Below are 15283 nucleotides of genomic sequence, written 5' to 3'. Positions count from 1 at the left end.
ACGCGATTAATATCTGTGCGCCATCAGGAGCCATCAGCTTCTCTGCAGTTCAGTCAAAGTAATGTATTGACCAGGTGAGCTCCATCACCAAATGGATTTTTGTTTATGTCATATCATCATACCATATTCGGTGCTGAATGCAAATTCTTTCTTTTGCCGCCTACGGCGGCGGGTTGGGGGTGTGGAGTGTATGGGGGGCGGTTGCGGCCGCCCCCATACACTCCACACCTGAAAGAATGGACCTCTTATCGCTCGCTCGTGATCTCTGGACGAACAGGAAAAAGCTACGCGTCTGCGGTGCTCAAGGAGTCATTCTGCAGTGGTGCAAAAAAAATGTGCGGGCGCGCCTGCGCCCGCCAGAGAACGAGATGCTTCCCATCGCCATGATGGATAAAACACATTACGAGATTTGTGAAAAGGAAAGGAAAAAGAATGTTGTACATGGAGTTAACTGATACAGCTCAGGCGCCAGCGAATCTGGGCAGCATTGCGCGTCAAACGCTTAAAAATATTGTGGCGCAAACGATAAATTTCTTGTACATCGTCAAATTCATCCGGGCAAAATTGGACAATCTCTCGGGCCTTTAAACCACAATGAAAATGTAAATATGCCAGGCGAATCTCACGCTCACCGCTCAAAAAAGAATGAACGGCATGCCACAACTCATCATGATCCTCTACTTCCTCAGCCACCAGATCTCCACTATAACCCGGCTCATTCGCGTCTGGCAGTGGTACTTCATTTACATGCGTGTAGACCCGTAATGTATCCATAATTGCACCATTCAAACTGGCGCGTAAATAATTTAAGGCCGAAGCCAGAGACGTAAACTTAAGCTCAGTATTATTGATGCTGGCCTGCCAGAAACGGGTAAATGCCTGGGCGACATAGTTCTCCTCACTATCCAAGGCATAAGCGCGCTCCCGTTTGGAATGGCGGCGCATCCAGGTATGTACGATACCAGAAAAACATTGCTGCAATACATCCCAGGCCTGAGCATCATGCAACTTCATAGCGCGCCGAAAAATTTCTAAAGCATAGCGATCATCCGCCACCTCACCACGACAATACTTACGCATCTCTTCTTTACAAAAATAAGCTAATTCCGCCAGACTCAGTGAGCTAACAGAAGACACATAACAAACCGTTAGCACAGGCGAGGATAAGTCAGCAATAGCCGTTGTATGTTGCATCGACATACATTCCACCTCATTTATCTATCATTCAATATAGAGAGAGACCTATACGCTAAAATATTCCGACATAGCACGAAACCACTCATAACATTTCTATATTGAAACATATAATAGATAAAAAGAATAGAGGTTGGGCAGAAGTTTAAGAAAACTTTACCAACGTTTAATTTTCTTAACCTGCTTGCCGACAATGGGGGAGAGAACACAAAAATTTATGCCAGCTGCACCCTGGCGAGCGCAGCTGGCATAAATTGTTTTCTGGGCAACGAGACTAACAAAGAGACACAGCTACGGAGCGGCATGACCCGAATTGCCAGTACGGCCACCACGATCTGTCGCAATCTTCTGCAGCCTTAAAGTCGCGGGCTGCATCTGCTGACTCAAAGGAAAAGCGATAACCAGTACGCCATTGCCGTAATTCATATTCGCATGAATGCCATCGACCACATCAGGTAAATCGATATCCCGATAGTAGCCGCCTACGCTCCACTCATCAATCAAAAGCTCTTTGACATCTTTGAGCACACCACGCAGGTCCCCTGGATCACCAGATGCCCGCTCTCAGAAACCTGGGCAGTAATATCCTCTGGCTGGAGTCCCGGCATAGGAGCAGCAATCATTAAACGATCAGCAGTACGATAGACCTTCACAGGAATATGCTGGATCTTAGCCTTCTCTTGCATACCGCCTACCTTTCTGGGTGATTATACACTCAACTGAATAGCTTGTAAGCACCGCTTAAGCGTGGCGAGCTCCGCTGTCTGCCAGCCAGGAACGAACTATTCTGCAGGATTCTTCTGGTCGAAAGTATCTCTCAGGCTACCCATCTGCTCCTGAGAAGACCAGGCAGTACCTTCGTCACGACCTGGTGTTTGCGTGGGAGCGCCCGGCTTATTCTGTGCATGGCGCACACCGCTATGGGCAGGATCATAACCTTCGCGCTCATCACGCTGTGGCTCAGCGGGTTCTTCTCCCTGGGTCATCGCATAACCGTCCACCATTCTATGGCCTGGCTTCTGGCCGGGGACCGCACTGGCCTCCTGCTGAAGTTTCTCAGGAGTCGTACCTTTAGCGATAGCTTCTTTATTTAATTCTTCAACACTTTTCTTATGGGAACTATTTTCAGTTTTATATTCTTGCTCTTGGTGAGCATCCATTCTTTTTCCTCCATTCCTATCAGAAAGCACATACCACCCTTTCCGCACTGCGCCAGGGTGGATTCGCTTGAAAAATCAGCAATTCATGATAAGTAAGTACATATCACTCTCACGTATCAGGTAGGGGCGCAAGTTTCAACCCGGGTATAGCCAGCTGCCTTTATTCTGACTGACAATGCGGAAGGTCCTGATAAATAGGCTTTTCCGCATTGGGGGCGCCTGGAAAGAATATAATAGCAGAACAAAAAACTTCTTCGGGGGAAACGCACTCGTGGAATTACATATCACAACAGACCAGGTCAGCCAGATGGCGCCCGATGCCAGCGCGGTAAAGGCCGGCAAGAAGCTGGCGCAGACAAAATTCTGGCTCAACCTGGGCCACAACGAGCAAGCGATCTGGGGAGAATGTCAGGGAAGCGGCCTCTATCAAGTGCGCATGGAACGCGCAACGTTCACCACCCAGTGCAGCTGTCCCAGTCGTAAACTTCCCTGTAAACATAGTCTGGGCCTGCTTTTTCTGGCCGCCGCGACCCCAGAGGCACTACCAGAAAGCGAGCCACTGGAATGGGTCAGCAGCTGGTTAAAGAAGCGCGCCGCCCAACAAAAACGCCAGGAAACATCCACGACTAAAGCCAGCCAGGAGCCCACTGAAGGGAAACAGAAGAAAAGCGCAGAGAAGCGCCAGGAGAAGATACAACAGGGGATCGAACAGTTAGACCTCTGGCTCAATGATCTAATCCGCAATGGATTAGGCGGCCTGGAAACCCAGCCAGCCTCGTTCTGGGAGCAGCAGGCGGCCCAGATGGTGGATGCGCAGGCCAGCGGACTGGCTGCCCGCATCCGTGTACTGGCAACCATTCCCAATGCCTCGAAAAACTGGACGACCAGACTACTGGCCCAACTGGGTAAGCTGGCCTTATTGACAGAGGCATACCAGCACCAGGAGCGTTTTGAGCCGGATGCACAAGAAAATATCCGCCAGTTGGTCGGCTGGTCACTGAAAGAAGCAGAGGTTCTTGAGCATGGTAGCCATGTCACTGACGATTGGCTCTTTCTCGGACAGACGCGCGAAACTATCGAGCGAGGTCGCACGCAGCGCACCTGGCTACGTGGCACAACCACCGGACACGACACATTCGTACTACAATTTTCCTTCGCCGGCACCCCATTTACTGAACACTATCCCCTGGGAACCCATCAGGCGGCCGAACTGGTCTACTGGCCCGGAGTGGTCCCACAACGTGCTTTGTTCGCACAACGGCAAGGGGTCGGCCAGCCAATTCAAGAACAACTGCCAGGAGTAGCAAGCATTGAGGATTTTCTAGGTGGAGTAGCCAGGCAACTTGCACGCCATCCCTGGCAGGAACAGTTTCTTTGTGTGATACAAAATACCCTCCCCATCTATGAAAAAGAGAGCAAGCGCTGGTATTTGCGCGACCGGCAAGGGCAGGCCTTACCTCTGGCTCGGACCCAGGATGAACACTGGAAGCTCCTGGCACTCTCGGGCGGGCACGCCGTAGATTTCGCAGGCGAGTGGAACGGCGAAACGCTCCTGCCGCTTGGTGTGCTGGTCGATCATACCTATCACTTGCTTTAGAGAGGGACAGAATGGACACATTTTTACGCACTGCCGTGGTGGGGACCGCCCAACAAGGCTCACAGATTCCGGCGACAGAGACAGCCCTCGATGAGCTGACACAGCAATTGCCAGCCGACAAAGGCGAGCGCTCTTTCCTGCTGGCAGCCGGTGCCCAGGCCATTTACTCACAGGCTGGTATGATCGCGGCCAGCGCACCAGAACCATTGGCCACGGCCGGGCCAGAGACATGGGCTCCCTGCTCAACACGCGTAGCACGGCTGATCGAGGGGCTATTCCAACAGCCAGCAAATATCTTGCTGCCAGAGGCTCTGCAGCACTTGCAAAGACGGCAATTGCGCTTGCCCTATGAAATGTTGCCGCAAAGCATCACCTATGCCACCACCCACCAGGAAATCCAGGCCGCAATGGTACCAATACTTGGGGAGCGTGGTCGCTGGCTCAGCCAGTTTGTTCCAGCATGGAGCTGGATTGAGCAATCCGAACAAACCCAGCATCTACCAGCCGACGCCGAAAAAATCTGGCAGGAAGGCACGCTCAAACAGCGCCAGGAGATATTGGGTCATATGCGTACGCAAGATCCAGCCAAAGCTCGCGACTGGTTGGCGGCGGCCTGGAAACAAGAGAAGGCCGAGGTACGCGAAGCCTTACTGGCCCAACTGCAAACCGGCCTCTCGCTCGCTGATCAAAGCTTTCTAGAGCAAACCCTTAGTGATCGCAGCGAAGGCGTGCGCCAGCAAGCCGCCGACCTTATGCTGTCCCTATCCTCCACACCATTGACCCAACGCTTTCTAGCCGCAGCAGAGGGTTTTCTAAACTATAAGAAGAACTGTTTGACGATCGAGCTACCCCAACAACTGGATGCAGACAGGAAAGCAGCTCTGGCACTGACACCATACTATTCAGACAAACTAAACACAGAAGGCTGGCTGCACCACGCCCTCAAAAGGGTAGCACCACAACATTGGAGTGAGCGCTTCGCCCTTGCGAAGGAGGCGTTTATTGATCTGGTGGAGGAAAGCCCACACGGTTACGCGCTAATGACGGACCTGCAACAGGCAGCCTGGCGCTATCAGAATGTTTCCTGGTATCAGCCATTGCTGGAACGCTGTATACGCTACCAATTGCGGGCCAACAAAAGTTTCGATAGCGACCTGTGCCACAAAATGCTGGCGCAACTGCCACAGGAGGTCGCTGAAAAGCTGATAGAGCCACTTATACGGCACAATGATTTCTGGCCAGCCGGTATTATCATTGCGCCCGCGTCCTGGAATCGATCATTCAGCTTGCTATGTCTACAGCAACTGCGCCTTTATTATCAAGACTCAGTCGAATATTATAAAAGCTCAGGCTCAAACTTAATCAACCACACTACCTGGCAAAACACATTCTCAACAGTAGCCAGGGCTATCCACCCCGACTGCCTTGAATTAGCCCGGCAGCCATGGGAGCTTCCAGCGGAAGACGTTTCCTGGTATGCGCAGCAGCGCCAACAACAGATGTCCACTTTTCTAGAACTTATTGAGATACGTAAACAACTTTTAGAGGAGATTGCATAATATGACAACCAGCCAGAGCACAACCAGCACCGCCATCGACACGAAAATCGAAGCCGTTCTACGCCAGCATGCCGAACAACAATTCGCCGCAGAACTGGCAGAGTTGAGCAAGATCGATACGCGCCAGCGTCCACCCAACTGGAAGCTCTCTCCCTGGGCAGTGCGCACCTATCTGATGGGTGGGCAGCTCGACAATGGCTTTGTGGTTACGCCGAAATACGTTGGCAATGCTCGCTTGATGGAGATCGCCATCGCTACCCTGGCCACCGACCGCGCTCTTCTCCTCTACGGTATACCCGGTACTGCAAAATCGTGGGTGAGCGAACACCTGGCAGCGGCGATCGCTGGCGATTCGACCCTGCTGATTCAGGGAACGACGGGCACCGATGAGAACGCGATTCGCTATGGCTGGAACTACGCTCGTTTGCTGGTAGAGGGTCCATCAGAAAAGGCGCTGGTCGTCAGTCCGATGATGCAAGCGATGCAGGACGGTAAGATCGCCCGCATCGAAGAATTGACCCGTATCGCCAGCGAGGTACAGGATACCCTGATTACCATCCTATCTGAAAAAACGCTGCCAGTACCAGAACTCAACACAGAAGTACAGGCCCGCAAAGGGTTCAATGTGATCGCCACTGCCAACAACCGCGACAAAGGCGTCAACGAGCTCTCCAGCGCGCTCACCCGCCGCTTCAATACCGTTATTCTGCCCCTGCCCAGCAGTATTGAAGAGGAGATCCAGATCGTAGATCGCCGCGTGGCCAGTCTGGGCAAAGCCCTGGAACTTCCCGCCGAGAAGCCCGCGCTCGAAGAGATCCGTCGCGTGGTGACGGTCTTCCGCGAACTACGCTCAGGGAAGACGATCGATGGCAAAACAAAAATCAAGTCGCCCAGCGGCACCCTTTCTACCGCCGAAGCTATTTCGGTGATCAACAATGGACTGGCCATGGCCGGCTATTATGGGGATGGCGAGCTACACGCAGGCGACCTGGCCGCCGGCCTGACAGGAGCCATCGTCAAGGACCCGGTTCAAGATCGCGTGGTCTGGCTGGAATATCTACAGACCGTAGTCAAAGAACGTGAGGGCTGGAAAGATCTGTATCGAGCGTGCCATGAGGTGCTATAGATGAGTAGTATACATGTCTTTGGCATTCGCCATCATGGTCCGGGGTGCGCGCGCAGTCTACGCGCCGCCCTGGAAAAACTCAAGCCAGATATCCTGCTGATCGAAGGGCCGCCCGACGCACAAGAGGTGCTCCCATTTATGGAACAGGCAAAGATGAAGCCCCCGGTCGCCCTGCTCATCTATGCGCCGGAACAACCAAAGAAAGCGGTCTACTATCCATTCACACAGTTCTCGCCTGAATGGCAGGCACTCAAATATGCCCAGAAAGCAGAGATCCCGGCGCGCTTTATGGATCTCCCCCAGTCCATCCAACTGGCACGGCTAGAGGAGGGAGAAGACGCAGAGGCAAACGAACCTGGCAGGCCGACCGCACGCAATAAGGCGAAGAAAGCACTGCGCCAAAACAGCACGGCCACGGTCGTAGCGCCTGAAACAGACGAGCAAACATTACTACAAGAAGACCCGCTCACGCTGCTCGCCCAGGCCGCAGGCTATACTGACCATGAGCTGTGGTGGGAACGCCAGATCGAGCAGCGACAGAACGTCGTTGACCTGTTTGAAGGTATCCTGGAAGCCATGACAGCGCTCCGCGCCGATGCCAGAGCGCCAAAAGCGGAAGAGGCACAGCGCGAAGCCTATATGCGCCAGACCATACGGGCCGCCCAAAAAGAGAACTACCAGCGCATCGCCGTCATCTGTGGCGCCTGGCACGCGCCGGTACTAACCAATCCAGGACCAGCGCAAGAAGATACAGAGCTACTCAAAGGGCTGACACAGATCAAAGTAACGACAACCTGGATTCCCTGGACCTACTCGCGCCTCTCCTCGCGCAGCGGCTATGGCGCTGGCATGGAGGCTCCCGGCTGGTATGCTCACCTGTGGACCGCTCCTAAACAGTTAACTACACGCTGGATCACCAGGGCCGCGCATCTACTGCGCGAACACGGACTGGACGCCTCGTCCGCCAGCGTCATTGAAGCGGTACGGCTGACCGAGTCACTGGCCGCCATGCGCGATCTCACCCAACCAGGACTGGCGGAGCACAACGAAGCCATCATGACCGTGTTATGCCATGGCGATATGGCGCCGATGCAGCTTATTCGCGACCAGCTAGAGGTGGGTGACAAACTTGGAGAGGTTCCCAAAGAAGCGCCAGCGGTCCCACTACAGCATGATGTGGAATACTGGCAACAGCGCCTGCGCCTCAAACCATCCACCGAAAAGACAAAGCTAGAGCTAGACCTGCGTAAAGACACGGATCGGGCGCGCAGCCAGCTACTGCATCGCTTACAGCTCCTCTCGATCCCCTGGGGCAAACAGGTGCGCGTCAGCGGAAAAGCAGGTACTTTCCACGAGCACTGGCAACTGCAATGGAAGGTCAATTTCGCCGTCGCAATCATTGAAGCCAATATATGGGGCAATACAGTAGCAACTGCGGCCACCAGTTATGTCACCGCTAGTGCCAGCAAGCAGACCGAACTGCCAGCACTGACAGAGCTATTACAGCGCGTGATTCTGGCGGAACTGCCCGCCGCCACCGACCAGTTGCTGGCTATCCTGCAGGAACGGGCCGCGCTTTCAACCGATGTGCGCCATCTGATGGACGCCCTGCCGCCATTGGCGCGAGTCGCACGCTATGGCGATGTGCGTCAGACCCGAGCCGAACGCATACTACCCATCATAGATGGACTCTTCGAGCGCAGCCTGATTGGTTTACCAGGAGCCTGCTTCTCGCTGGATGATGACGCGGCCCTCGCAATGCTGAAAAGTATCGATAATGTGCAAGATAGTATTCAATTATTGGATAATCCGCAACAGCGCCAGGTCTGGCAGGAAAGGTTAAAAACGCTGGCCGAGCGCGACAATATTCATGGCTTGATTCGTGGTCGCTGCTGCCGCCTGCTCTTAGACCAGCAGGCACTCACCGAGGCAGAGATGCAACGGCTAATCCAGCTGGCCCTATCACCTGCCGTGCCACTCACGCAGGCCGCCGCCTGGATAGAAGGCGTGATACGCGGAAGCGGGCTACTCATCCTGCACCAGGACGACCTCTGGCGCGCCCTCGATCAATGGTTAAGCGTATTAAGTTCCGACAACTTCATCCAACTGCTACCTATCCTGAGGAGGGCATTTGCCAGCTTCCAGGCGCCGGAGCGCCGACACATGGGAGAAAAAATCAAACGGCTTCATCAACCAGTGCAGAATAGGGTCAGCACGCGTGGGCAGAACGAGCAGGTAGCTTTAGATTATGCACATGCAGCCCACGTTTTACCCGTGCTGGCTCAATTAATGGGGGTGAAAAATGGCAATTGATGAGAAAGAACGGCTACGCCGCTGGCGGCTCATCCTGGGAAAACAGGACGCCGAGCAGACAAACGAAGAGCCGGCCGATAATCTGGAGGGGAGAGACATCGACATCGACCAGGCGCTGGAGGCACTCTATAACGCAGAAGAGCGCACCGGCGGCCTGGGCGGATCAAATCCGGGCGTAGCACGCTGGCTGGGAGATATTCGCTCTTACTTTCCAAGCTCGACGGTCCGCATCATGCAACAGGATGCCCTGCAGCGTCTCAACCTCACGCAGATGCTTTTAGAGCCAGAGATGCTTGAACAGGTCGATGCCGACGTACACTTGGTCGCCACCCTGCTCTCATTGAGCCGCGTCATTCCAGCAAAAACTAAAGATACGGCACGCCAGGTGGTACGCAAAGTCGTCAACGAGCTAGAGCGCAAGCTGGCCAATCCACTGCTACAGGCCGTACGAGGCAGCCTTAATCGCTCAACCCGCAGCTATCGACCGCGCCAGAACGAGATCGATTGGGATCGCACTATCCGCCTCAACCTGAAAAACTACCTGCCCGAACAGCGGACAGTCATCGCCGAACGCCTGGTGGGACACGGACACAAACGCTCCTCGCTGCGCGATATTGTGCTCTGCGTCGATCAAAGCGGCTCCATGGCCTCCTCAGTAGTCTATTCAGGCATCTTCGGTGCGGTACTGGCCACGCTCAAAGCCGTCAGCACACGCATGGTCGTCTTTGACACCGCCGTTGTCGATCTGACCGATGACCTGCAAGATCCGGTCGACCTATTGTTTGGCACGCAGCTAGGAGGAGGAACCGACATCAACCAGGCCCTGGGCTACTGCCAGCAGGTAATTACGCGGCCCTCCCAGACCATCCTGGTCCTGATCACAGATTTATATGAAGGAGGAGACAGGCAAGGTATGTTGCGCAAAGCCGCTGAACTGACCAGCGCCGGGGTCCAGGTGGTGTGTTTGCTTGCATTGAGCGATCAAGGAGCGCCATCCTACGATAAACACAACGCCGCCGCCCTGGCCCAACTGGGTATTCCAGCCTTTGCCTGCACACCAGACCTCTTTCCAGATCTGATGGCCGCCGCTATCCAACGGCAAGACCTCAACCTGTGGGCCGCCCAAAACGATATTGTCACCAGCCGGGCAGATATATAAAAGCTATTATTTGTTGCTAAAGTCCTTTGTGTTATGTACAAAGGACTTTAGCAACAAATAATATCAAAGTATATAAAAAATGTACAAACGAATACGTCCTTGACTTTCTGAAGACTTTCAGGTATACTTTATTTATATCAAATTTCCTCAAGGAGATATCTACGTGTAGCATGAGCATACCACGCCACTGATAGCAATTCACCAGGTAACTTACCACCTTTAATAATGCTTGCTTTTTAGCGCCCTGGTTTTTATTGCTACCAACCTCCAATGCTCATGGATCATCCCCCTTCTACCTATGTTGCATTCTTGTAGCTTTTTGTGCTGACAAGCCCTTGCCTGCCGCCAAATTGCAACTTCCGATGAAGTGCTGTGTACCTCATGAGCAGATTACAATTTCTCTAAGCGCGAGAGGCACACTACCCCCTCTTGCTACTCCAGCGGCAGAAGTGAGGTGCTCTACTCTATGTTATTATCATGCAAAGAACTGACTAAATCCTACGGCAACCACACGGTTTTACAGAACATCGCATTCGTGGTCAACGCCAGCGAACGCATCGGCATTGTTGGCCCCAACGGGGTTGGCAAATCAACGCTGTTGCGCCTGTTAGTCAGACAAGAAGAGATCGATAGTGGAGCGATAACGTATGCGCCAGGCATCGAATTCGGCTATCTTCCACAAACCACCCTGACTTCTACGGACAAAGTATCCAGGATTTGATTCTGGCCTCGGTTGGCAATCTCAAGCTACTAGAGGAACAAATGCATGCCCTGGAAGCAGCCATGGCCAATGCTGACGCGGAACAACTCTCCTCCCTGATGGACGAGTATGCAACGCTCTCAACGCGCTTCCAGGATCGCGGTGGTTACGAGCTTGATTACAAGATAGACCTGATCATGGCAGGGCTACGCCTGAACTACCTCGAACGCACCCGTGCCATCGAAACCTTATCAGGTGGCGAAAAAGCGCGCGTTGGACTGGCAACCTTGCTACTATCCTCACCAGAGATCCTGCTCTTAGATGAGCCCACCAACCACCTGGATTTTGTCAGCATGGAATGGCTTGAGAATTATCTCTCCTCATACCAGGGAGCCGTAGTCATGGTCTCACACGACCGCCAATTTTTAAATAAAACCGTGAATACCATGTTTGAGATTGATGAGTATAGCCATCAACTCAAGGTATACATAGGGAATTATGATGCCTATATCGCCGCCAAACAGGCCGAGCGCAAACGCTGGGAGAACGAGTATGAACAGCAGCAGGAAGAGATAAAAGAGCTGCAAAAGCGCATTCGCACAAGTGGTCGCCAGGTCGGGCACAGCAATCGGGGCACCCGGGATAACGATAAATACGCACGCTACTTCTTTAGTCAGAACGTAGAGAGCGCCGTGGCCCGCAACGTGCGTGCAGCGCAGATGCAGCTAGAGCGGATAGAAGCGGATCCCATCCCCAGGCCGCCCGAGCCGCTACAGGTAAATTCGCAGTTCCAGGCCGAGCCATTGCAATCCCAGCTGATCATCCAGTTGGAACAGATCAATAAAAGCTTCGGGCAACGTGAACTCTTTAAACAGCTCAACCTGACCATCGAGCCACAAACCCGTATCATGCTAACAGGTCCCAATGGCATGGGAAAGACGACCCTGCTCAAACTCATCAACGGTGATGAATCTCCTGACAGCGGCTCAGTGCAGATCGTTGAGGGGGCACGCATCGGTTACCTGGCCCAGGAATCCGTCTTCCCCGACCTGGAAAAGACAGTGCTTGAGGTCTATAAGTATGACCAGATTGGGTATGAAGGAGAATTTATCGGGCGCTTGCTTGGCTATGGCTTCTTCCGCCTGGAGGATATACACAAGAAAGTTGGGCAACTCAGTATCGGACAGAGAAGGAAACTAGAGATTGCCTGCCTGCTGGCCGCCAGACCCAACGTACTGCTGCTCGACGAGCCGACCAACTACATTAGCCTGGACGTACTCGAAGCGGTTGAAACAGCACTGCTACACTTCAGCGGCCCGATCATCGTCATCTCACATGATCGCTGGTTCATCCAACGCTTCGGCGGCACGATCTGGCAGCTGGTCGATGGTCATCTCAAACAGCGAGCAGAGGATGAGCAGCTAACGCGCTCCTCAGCCGAATAAGATCCTGGCTATCACATTACAACGAGCTGTCCCTTATCTTATATAGCAGTGAGGGACAGCTCCATTTATAAAACGCAGCAAAGTTCAGGATTTATGTGAAGGAGCTTCGATACTGGCATCAACCGATGTAGAACCAACGGGAAGGGGTAATATGATCGCGAACAGGCTACCTTTATTAGGAATGCTTTCCACCTCAATACGGCCGCCATGGCGCTCAATAATAAGCTTGGACATATACAGCCCCAGGCCAAAACCCACGCTCGAACCGGTTTGAACCTCAACACCGGGTGCGCGATAAAAACGTTCAAAAATAAAGGGCAGCATATCGGGCGGAATGCCCACCCCCACATCATTCACACTAATAGAATAGGTCTTTTCCTGCACAGCCAGCGTCACATCAATGGGCGAACCGGCCACAGAATATTTACGCGCATTGGATAATAAGTTTATTATCACCTGGCCCATACGCTCCACATCCACCTCAGCCTCAAAGTCTTGCGTGGGCATATGTGTATGAACAACCGGACGTGGATTGGTCCCAGATACATATTCATCAACCAGGCGCTGCACCAATTCAATAATATTACAGCGCTGACAATGGAGGGCAAACATACCAGTCTCAATTGAGGAGATATTTAAAAGGTCATTAACCAGCACCTCAATACGGCGAATAGAATTCTCCATACTGACCAGGCTAGAAACCTCGGGAGAGCTAGAGCGGATCAAGCGGCGATGTAATAGCTGGGTCATCCCCTTCAAACTTGAAAGAGGGGTTTTTAATTCATGCGACGCCATATTGATAAACTCATCTTTAGCCGCATTAGCCTCGATCAGTTCGCGGGTGCGTTCCTGCACGATCAACTCAAGCGATTTGGCATGTTGCTCCAGAGCTTTCTGCTGTTCCGTGACCCGTCGGCGCAACTGCCGCGTCTGGGTTGCCCGGCGCAAGGCCGCAATAAAATACTCACGGTCAATTGGCTTCTGAATAAAATCATATGCCCCACCGCGCAGCGCCTGAATAGCTAGATTGTGATCCCCATGGCCAGTAATTAAGAGCGTAGGCGTATCCGGTCGGGTTGCCTGTATTTTTGAGAGAAGCGCCAGACCATCCATACCAGGCATCTTGATATCGCTTACAATAGCATCGTAATCGTTGGCCTTGATCAACTCCAACGCTTCCATAGCAGTATCAGCGGTATCAACCTTCACCCCAGGCATACGCAGATACAATGCCTGGGGCAACGCCTGTAGCAAGGCGGAATCATCATCAACAATGAGAATATACGCTTCGATCATAACAACAAATCACTCACTTCACATCTCATGGCGGCAGCTGGATCAAGAATGTAGCTCCCTCGCCAGGACGATTCTCAACCAGAATAGTTCCTTGATGCTCCTTGATAATGCCATATGTAATAGACAAACCCAGGCCAGTTCCCGCTCCAACATCTTTTGTCGTAAAGAATGGATCGAAGATACGCTGCTCAAGTCCTTCAGGAATGCCAGGGCCAGTATCACAAATGCTAATATCAACTGTCTGATCGTTAACTTCGCAGGAAATCGTAATCACCTTATGGGACACATCACTCAGAGCATCCCGGGCATTGGTCAACAAATTGATAAAAACCTGCTCTAGCTGAATGGCATTACCATTAACCACTACATCCTGTGGTGGGAAATGAATAATAGTCTCAATCTGACGTAAGCGCAATTGCTCTTGCATCAAAGAGATCGAATTCTCAATGACCTCAGTAATCACAACTGGTTCACGGCTCACCGAAGCGGCACGCCCAAAGGTACGCAGATGAGAAATAATCTCGGTCGCCTTACGCACCTGCTGCATAGCATTATGGAGTTCCTGCAAAATGCGTTCAGAATCGGTATCAGCCATGCCTAATTCTATCAAGTCAATAGCATTGCCTACAAATAAACCAATATTATTGAGTGGATTATTCAATTCATGCGCAACACCAGTGGTTAGCTCTCCCAGCGTGGCCAGTTTTCCCGCCTGAACCAATTGCTCCTGCTTTTCACGTAATTCTAACTCGCGCCGCTGCACTTCCTGTGAGGTCTCTTTAAGATCGCTCATGATATGGATCATCGCTTTACGGCTATTCTCCAGGCGCAGATTAGATTGGTGAGCATCCTGAAGAATATGCATCAAGGCACGACGTGAATTATGCAAACGCTCCGTCTGCCTGGCCAGGCGACTACGATCATGCTCATAATCAGCCAGAATATGGATCATCGCCTTCCGTTGATCATTCAACTTACGATTAACCATATTCAGATCGCTTAGAATATGCATAAAAGCGCGACGGCGCTCCTCGCTCTTAACGATGCGCATCTCAAGCGAAGTATTTTTTTCCACCAGATTTTGATAAGCCTCGCGCAATTGCTCAAGGTTCATATCCTGATAATCGGAGACAGCAGGCGGCGTATGCACAAGCACTACGTCCATTTGCTCTGACCTCGTACCTTTTCCAGTTCGCGCCCCAGATTCTCAATCTCTTTTTCCAGAGCGATCATTTTCAGCTCACGACCCACCACCACTTCCTCAAACTTCTCAAGGTCCAAAATCTTCTCTTGCAATTCCGATTTTGATTCCTGCAGATCCTGCAAAATCTTCTCGTATGCGCGCATATCGCGCAGGATACCAATCGCGCCGATCGCCTTGCCATCTGAATCACGCAACGCCGAAGCATTCAGGGTCGTCGGAATCACCTCACCCGAAGCGGACCGTGGATTCAAACGCGCATTACGTGTGGTGCCGCGCTCGATCACCTCTTTAAGGGCCGCCAGGAACTCACGCGTCTCCTCTGCACTAATAAAGCGTGACAACGATTGCTCCAGGACTTCATCTGGCCGGAAGCCCAGCAGTTCATAGACCGCATCATTGGCCTGCAGGATCTTGCCCTCCAGGTCCGAGACGAAAATGGGGTCTGGCGCATTCTTAATCAAGCTATCGGCCAGCGCGCGAGCCTTATCCAACTCACGCATATCGCGCAGGATACCAATCGCGCCGATCGC

At 52.5% G+C, this 15283-nt stretch carries 14 protein-coding genes and 1 riboswitch; of the genes, 7 read left to right on the top strand and 7 right to left on the bottom strand.

What is annotated here, in order from left to right; all coding sequences use genetic code 11:
* Window positions 1–17 precede the first annotated feature (17 nt).
* Window positions 18–98, bottom strand: a riboswitch (Fluoride riboswitch).
* Between the two features lie 349 nt (window positions 99–447).
* The 4 genes from EL645_RS20685 to EL645_RS20670 all read right to left on the bottom strand — a co-directional run bounded on the left by EL645_RS20685 (window position 448) and on the right by EL645_RS20670 (window position 2354).
* Window positions 448–1200, bottom strand: a complete 753-nt coding sequence (locus EL645_RS20685) for a hypothetical protein (protein WP_126552263.1) — start codon at window positions 1198–1200, stop codon at window positions 448–450.
* A 285-nt stretch (window positions 1201–1485) separates the two neighbouring features.
* Entirely contained in the window at window positions 1486–1722 is a 237-nt protein-coding gene (locus EL645_RS20680; protein ID WP_126552262.1) for an Hsp20/alpha crystallin family protein, read from the bottom strand.
* Window positions 1695–1880: an Hsp20/alpha crystallin family protein gene (locus EL645_RS20675; protein WP_126552261.1), complete on the bottom strand. Its 186-nt coding sequence runs from the start codon at window positions 1878–1880 to the stop codon at window positions 1695–1697. The genes EL645_RS20680 and EL645_RS20675 overlap by 28 nt, the downstream gene beginning before the upstream one ends.
* A gap of 96 nt (window positions 1881–1976) precedes the next feature.
* Window positions 1977–2354: a hypothetical protein gene (locus tag EL645_RS20670; protein ID WP_126552260.1), complete on the bottom strand. Its 378-nt coding sequence runs from the start codon at window positions 2352–2354 to the stop codon at window positions 1977–1979.
* Window positions 2355–2625: 271 nt separating this feature from the next.
* On the opposite strand from EL645_RS20670, the gene EL645_RS20665 reads away from it, so the two are divergent.
* From EL645_RS20665 to abc-f, 7 genes are all read left to right on the top strand, one after another.
* Window positions 2626–3951 (top strand): SWIM zinc finger family protein, encoded by a 1326-nt coding sequence (locus tag EL645_RS20665; protein WP_161977538.1) that lies wholly within the window; start codon window positions 2626–2628, stop codon window positions 3949–3951.
* A gap of 11 nt (window positions 3952–3962) precedes the next feature.
* Window positions 3963–5510, top strand: coding sequence for a DUF5691 domain-containing protein (locus EL645_RS20660; protein ID WP_126552258.1), 1548 nt, complete (start codon window positions 3963–3965; stop codon window positions 5508–5510).
* 1 nt (window position 5511) lies between these two features.
* Window positions 5512–6636, top strand: a complete 1125-nt coding sequence (locus tag EL645_RS20655) for an ATP-binding protein (RefSeq protein ID WP_126552257.1) — start codon at window positions 5512–5514, stop codon at window positions 6634–6636.
* Window positions 6637–8949, top strand: a complete 2313-nt coding sequence (locus tag EL645_RS20650; protein WP_126552256.1) for a DUF5682 family protein — start codon at window positions 6637–6639, stop codon at window positions 8947–8949.
* Window positions 8939–10108, top strand: a complete 1170-nt coding sequence (locus EL645_RS20645) for a VWA domain-containing protein (protein WP_126552255.1) — start codon at window positions 8939–8941, stop codon at window positions 10106–10108. Before EL645_RS20650 ends, EL645_RS20645 begins: the two co-directional genes overlap by 11 nt.
* Window positions 10109–10574: 466 nt before the next feature.
* Entirely contained in the window at window positions 10575–10829 is a 255-nt protein-coding gene (locus EL645_RS44340) for an ATP-binding cassette domain-containing protein (protein WP_126552254.1), read from the top strand.
* Window positions 10826–12253, top strand: a complete 1428-nt coding sequence (gene abc-f / locus EL645_RS20635; RefSeq protein WP_218031940.1) for a ribosomal protection-like ABC-F family protein — start codon at window positions 10826–10828, stop codon at window positions 12251–12253. The genes EL645_RS44340 and abc-f overlap by 4 nt, the downstream gene beginning before the upstream one ends.
* Window positions 12254–12337: 84 nt before the next feature.
* Here abc-f and EL645_RS20630 read toward each other — a convergent pair whose 3' ends face one another.
* From EL645_RS20630 to EL645_RS42840, 3 genes are read right to left on the bottom strand one after another with little or no spacing between them, the layout of a single operon-like run.
* Complete coding sequence (locus EL645_RS20630) at window positions 12338–13549, bottom strand: hybrid sensor histidine kinase/response regulator (protein WP_126552253.1); 1212 nt, start codon at window positions 13547–13549, stop codon at window positions 12338–12340.
* Between the two features lie 25 nt (window positions 13550–13574).
* Window positions 13575–14714, bottom strand: coding sequence for a sensor histidine kinase (locus tag EL645_RS20625; RefSeq protein WP_126552252.1), 1140 nt, complete (start codon window positions 14712–14714; stop codon window positions 13575–13577).
* Window positions 14705–15253, bottom strand: a complete 549-nt coding sequence (locus EL645_RS42840; RefSeq protein WP_246035422.1) for a PAS domain-containing protein — start codon at window positions 15251–15253, stop codon at window positions 14705–14707. Before EL645_RS42840 ends, EL645_RS20625 begins: the two co-directional genes overlap by 10 nt.
* Between the last annotated feature and the right edge of the window lie 30 nt (window positions 15254–15283).

This window comes from Dictyobacter kobayashii (assembly GCF_003967555.1).
Taxonomy (GTDB): Bacteria; Chloroflexota; Ktedonobacteria; order Ktedonobacterales; family Ktedonobacteraceae; genus Dictyobacter; species Dictyobacter kobayashii.
The sequence above is the reverse complement of the archived record's forward strand: the minus strand, read 5'-3'. Positions and strand labels throughout refer to the sequence as shown.

Excerpts from the sequence above, each read along its gene's own strand:
- EL645_RS20670 (WP_126552260.1), bottom strand. The coding sequence starts at position 2,354 with ATGGATGCTCACCAAGAGCAAGAATATAAAACTGAAAATAGTTCCCAT.
- EL645_RS20630 (WP_126552253.1), bottom strand. The coding sequence starts at position 13,549 with ATGATCGAAGCGTATATTCTCATTGTTGATGATGATTCCGCCTTGCTA.
- EL645_RS20625 (WP_126552252.1), bottom strand. The coding sequence starts at position 14,714 with ATGGACGTAGTGCTTGTGCATACGCCGCCTGCTGTCTCCGATTATCAG.
- EL645_RS20650 (WP_126552256.1), top strand. The coding sequence starts at position 6,637 with ATGAGTAGTATACATGTCTTTGGCATTCGCCATCATGGTCCGGGGTGC.
- EL645_RS20660 (WP_126552258.1), top strand. The coding sequence starts at position 3,963 with ATGGACACATTTTTACGCACTGCCGTGGTGGGGACCGCCCAACAAGGC.
- EL645_RS20675 (WP_126552261.1), bottom strand. The coding sequence starts at position 1,880 with ATGCAAGAGAAGGCTAAGATCCAGCATATTCCTGTGAAGGTCTATCGT.
- EL645_RS44340 (WP_126552254.1), top strand. The coding sequence starts at position 10,575 with ATGTTATTATCATGCAAAGAACTGACTAAATCCTACGGCAACCACACG.
- EL645_RS20645 (WP_126552255.1), top strand. The coding sequence starts at position 8,939 with ATGGCAATTGATGAGAAAGAACGGCTACGCCGCTGGCGGCTCATCCTG.
- EL645_RS42840 (WP_246035422.1), bottom strand. The coding sequence starts at position 15,253 with ATGCGTGAGTTGGATAAGGCTCGCGCGCTGGCCGATAGCTTGATTAAG.
- EL645_RS20685 (WP_126552263.1), bottom strand. The coding sequence starts at position 1,200 with ATGTCGATGCAACATACAACGGCTATTGCTGACTTATCCTCGCCTGTG.
- EL645_RS20655 (WP_126552257.1), top strand. The coding sequence starts at position 5,512 with ATGACAACCAGCCAGAGCACAACCAGCACCGCCATCGACACGAAAATC.